This is a genomic window from Actinoplanes sp. NPDC048791, assembly GCF_040650095.1.
Lineage (GTDB): Bacteria > Actinomycetota > Actinomycetes > Mycobacteriales > Micromonosporaceae > Actinoplanes.
In genome coordinates this window covers 1-3,511 of sequence record NZ_JBEZGQ010000876.1, presented here as the reverse complement: position 1 = coordinate 3,511, position 3,511 = coordinate 1, and the positions used below count along the sequence as shown (strand labels likewise).

3 protein-coding genes are annotated in these 3,511 nt (G+C 73.1%); 1 reads left to right on the top strand and 2 read right to left on the bottom strand.

Annotation, left to right across the window (positions count from 1 at the left end; all coding sequences use genetic code 11):
- The coding region (locus AB0C29_RS38920; protein ID WP_360831525.1) for a LacI family DNA-binding transcriptional regulator at positions 1-494 on the bottom strand (494 nt) is incomplete at its 3' end.
- Between the two features lie 93 nt (positions 495-587).
- On the opposite strand from AB0C29_RS38920, the gene AB0C29_RS38915 reads away from it, so the two are divergent.
- Positions 588-3,017 (top strand): glycoside hydrolase family 3 C-terminal domain-containing protein, encoded by a 2,430-nt coding sequence (locus tag AB0C29_RS38915; RefSeq protein WP_360831523.1) that lies wholly within the window; start codon positions 588-590, stop codon positions 3,015-3,017.
- Between the two features lie 10 nt (positions 3,018-3,027).
- Here the strand turns inward: AB0C29_RS38915 and AB0C29_RS38910 are convergent.
- The coding region (locus AB0C29_RS38910; protein WP_360831520.1) for a hypothetical protein at positions 3,028-3,511 on the bottom strand (484 nt) is incomplete at its 5' end.

Genomic DNA, 3,511 nt, shown 5'->3' with positions numbered 1-3,511 from the left:
GGCACCTCCAGCTCGCGGCGCGGGGAGGTGCTGCGCCCGAGCAGGCCCACGACCAGCGCGACCCCGGCCGCGCGCATGGCGTCGATCTCGGCCGGGGAGAAGTCGGTGAACGCCAGCACCGCGGCCGGGGTGATCGCCTTCCACAGGTCCGCGATCGGCCGGTCCGCCTGGCTGCCCGGGTGCGCCACGAAGGTCATGCCGCTGCGGGCCAGTTCGGTGGAGAGGTTGCCGAGCAGCGTGCCGACCTCGGGGCCGATCGGCCAGTCCGGCAGCAGGCACAGCACCACGTCGGAACGGCCGGTGCGCAGGGCCCGCGCGGCCGCCGAGGGCGCGTACCCGAGGCTGGTCGCCGCGTCGATGACCCGGCCGCGGGTGGCCGCCGAGATGGTCTGGTGCGGGGTGTCGTTGAGCACGTAGCTGACGGTGGCCCGGGAGACCCCGGCCAGCTTCGCGACGTCGGCGCTGGTCACCCGGCGGATCGTGCTGTCTGTCATGACGGACACCTCTTGCCGTGCGCGGCCGCTGCCGTTTACGTTACTGACACGAGCAAGTTACACGTGTCAGCTCCCCCTGGCGAAGAGGCTTCCATGACCCCAGCACCCGTGTCCGAGCACGCCGCGCTCCTCAAATCCCTGGATCTGCCGGCCAAGGTCGCGCTGCTCACCGGCGCCACCTCGTTCACCCTGGCCGCCGAGCCGGCCATCGGCCTGAGCGAGGTACGGCTCTCCGACGGGCCCACCGGGGTACGCGGGCTGAAGTTCAGCGGCGGCCGGATCGTCGCGCTGTTCCCGAACGCCACCCTGCTGGCGTCCTCCTGGGACGAGAGCGCGCTGGAGGAGACCGGGCGGCTGCTCGCCGAGGAGGCGCTGGCCCAGCAGATCCACGTGGTGCTCGGCCCGACCATCAATCTGCACCGCACCCCGCTGGGCGGGCGGCTCTTCGAGGCGTACTCCGAGGATCCGCTGCTGACCGGCCGGCTGGCGGCCGCGTACGTGCGCGGCATGCAGGCGCTCGGCGTCGGCGCCACCCTCAAGCACCTGGTGGCCAACGAGAGCGAGACCGACCGCAACACCGTGGACAGCGTCGTGGACGAGGCGACGCTGCGCGAGCTGTACCTGCTGCCGTTCGAGATCGCCGTCACCGACGCGGACGCCTGGTCGATGATGGCGGCCTACAACGACGTCAACGGCCAGGCCGCCACCGAGCAGATCCACGTCAACAACGAGATCGTCAAGGGCGAGTGGGGCTACCGCGGGCTGATCATGTCCGACTGGTTCGCCACCCGCAGCGCCGGCCCCGCGGCCAACGGCGGCCTCGACCTGGTGATGCCCGGCCCGCGCGGCCCGTGGGGCGACGCGCTGGTGGCCGCCGTACGCGCCGGTGAGGTCGACGAGGCAGTGATCGACGACCACCTGAGCCGGCTGCTGCTGCTCGCCGAGCGGGTGGGCGCCCTGGGCACGCCACGGGACTACCCGGACGGCTTGCCCGCGCCGGACAGCGAGATCCGCAAGGAGCAGCTGACCCGGCTCGCCGCGCGGGGCATGACCGTGCTCAGCAACGACAACGCCGTCCTGCCGCTGGAGCCGGCGCAGACCGTGGCGCTGATCGGCCGGCATGCCGTCGAGACCATCGACATGGGTGGCGGCTCGGCCCAGGTCAACCCGCCGTACCAGGTGAGCGTGGCCGAGGGCCTGAGCGCCCGCCTCGGCGACCGGGTCACGGTCGTCGACGGCGTCGAGGTCCGCACCAAGCCGGTGCCGGCCCGCGGTGGCTTCCTGGTCGACCCGATCACCGGTGAGCCCGGCATCCGCGTCACGCTGCTCGACGCGGACGGCAACGAACTGGAGCAACGGCACGCGGCCAACGCCACCACGATGGTCGGCATGGACGACGACTTCACCGGCACGGTCGCCACCGCGGTCCTGCACGGCCGGATCACCAGGGCCGGCCGGGTCGAGCTCGGCGTGCTCGGCGTCGGCGACTGGTGGATCCGGGTCGGCCACACCGAATCGCGTCCGGAGCTGCGCGTCTCCGGTAAGGGCTTCGGCGAGGAGGTGCTCACGCCGCCGCTGCACACGCAGCTCTACGAGGTCGGCGAGGGCGAGCTGCTGGAGGCGACCGTCACCCTGCTCAACGGCGACCAGTTCGCCGGGGCGGGCCTGTTCGGGCTCATCGGCCACAAGGCCTCCCGGGAGACCGTCGACGTGATCGACGACGCGGTCCGGGCCGCCGCCGGCGCCGACGTGGCGGTGGTCGTGGTCGGCCTCACCGAGGAGCAGGAGACCGAGGCCGTCGACAAGAGCACCCTGAAGCTGCCGGGCGCGCAGGACGCCCTGATCGAGGCGGTGGCCGGGGCTGCCCGCCGTACCGTCGTGGTGGTCAACGCGGCGACACCGGTGATCATGCCGTGGCTGTCGCGGGTCGACGCCGTGCTCTGGGCGGGCCTGCCCGGCCAGGAGGGCGGCCACGCGATCGCGGCGGCCCTGCTCGGCGAGATCGAGCCGGCGGGCCGGCTCGTCACCACGTTCCCGGCCGCGGACGGCACGTCACCCGCGTGGTCGGTCACCCCGGTCGACGGCAAGCTGGAGTACGCCGAGGGCCGGTTCATCGGCTACCGCGGCCACTACGCGGGCCGGGCTCCGGCGGCCCCGGCGTTCTGGCTGGGTCACGGCCTGGGCTACAGCACCTGGGAGTACGCGGACGCCCGGCTGATCTCCGGCGAAGCCCCGGCCGTGACGGTGACGGTGACCAACACGGGCGCCCGGGACAGCCGCGAGGTCGTGCAGGTCTACTTCCAGCCGGCCGGCCCCGACGAGCCGGTGCGCCTGGTCGGCTGGCAGGGCGTCGACGTCCCGGCGGGCGGCTCGACCCGCGTGACGATCACGCCGGACGCCCGGATGTGGCGCCGATGGGACGCCGCGGCCGGAGCGTGGGAGTCGGTCGGCGCCGGCGGCGAACTGCTGATCGCGCGGGGTCTCGGCGACATCCGGGCCACCGTCGAACTGCCGGTCAGCTGAGAACTGCCGGTCAGCTGAACTGCAGCATCATCCGGTCCTGATGCCCGGACCAGCTCAGGGCCAGCCGCCAGCAGCCGGCGGTGGGCAGCTGGATCGAGGAAGGGCCGGGGCCGCCGGGGACCTCGCGGGTCAGGGTGGTGGTCGTGCCGTCGAGGGTCGCCTCGATGACCAGCGGCTGCATCGGCTCCTGCGGGAGCCGGGACACCCAGAGGATCTTCGTGCCGTCCTGCGGATCGGCGGCGGAGGCGGGCGGATATTTGAAGAGCACGGCGAGCAGGTCGCCGTGCTCACTGAAGACATGCGGTACGCCGGTACCGTCGTCGCTGAACCCGGCCCTGGCCCAGACCGGCAGCGCGTCACGGGTGACCTCCGACCGGCACGGTGCCGGGGTGGGTGATGCCGTTGGTGCGGTGGCTGCGCTGCTGTCGGACGTGCATCCCGCCGTCACCAGCACGAGACTCGCCGCAGCGAGTGCCGCCCATCCCGTTCGTCGC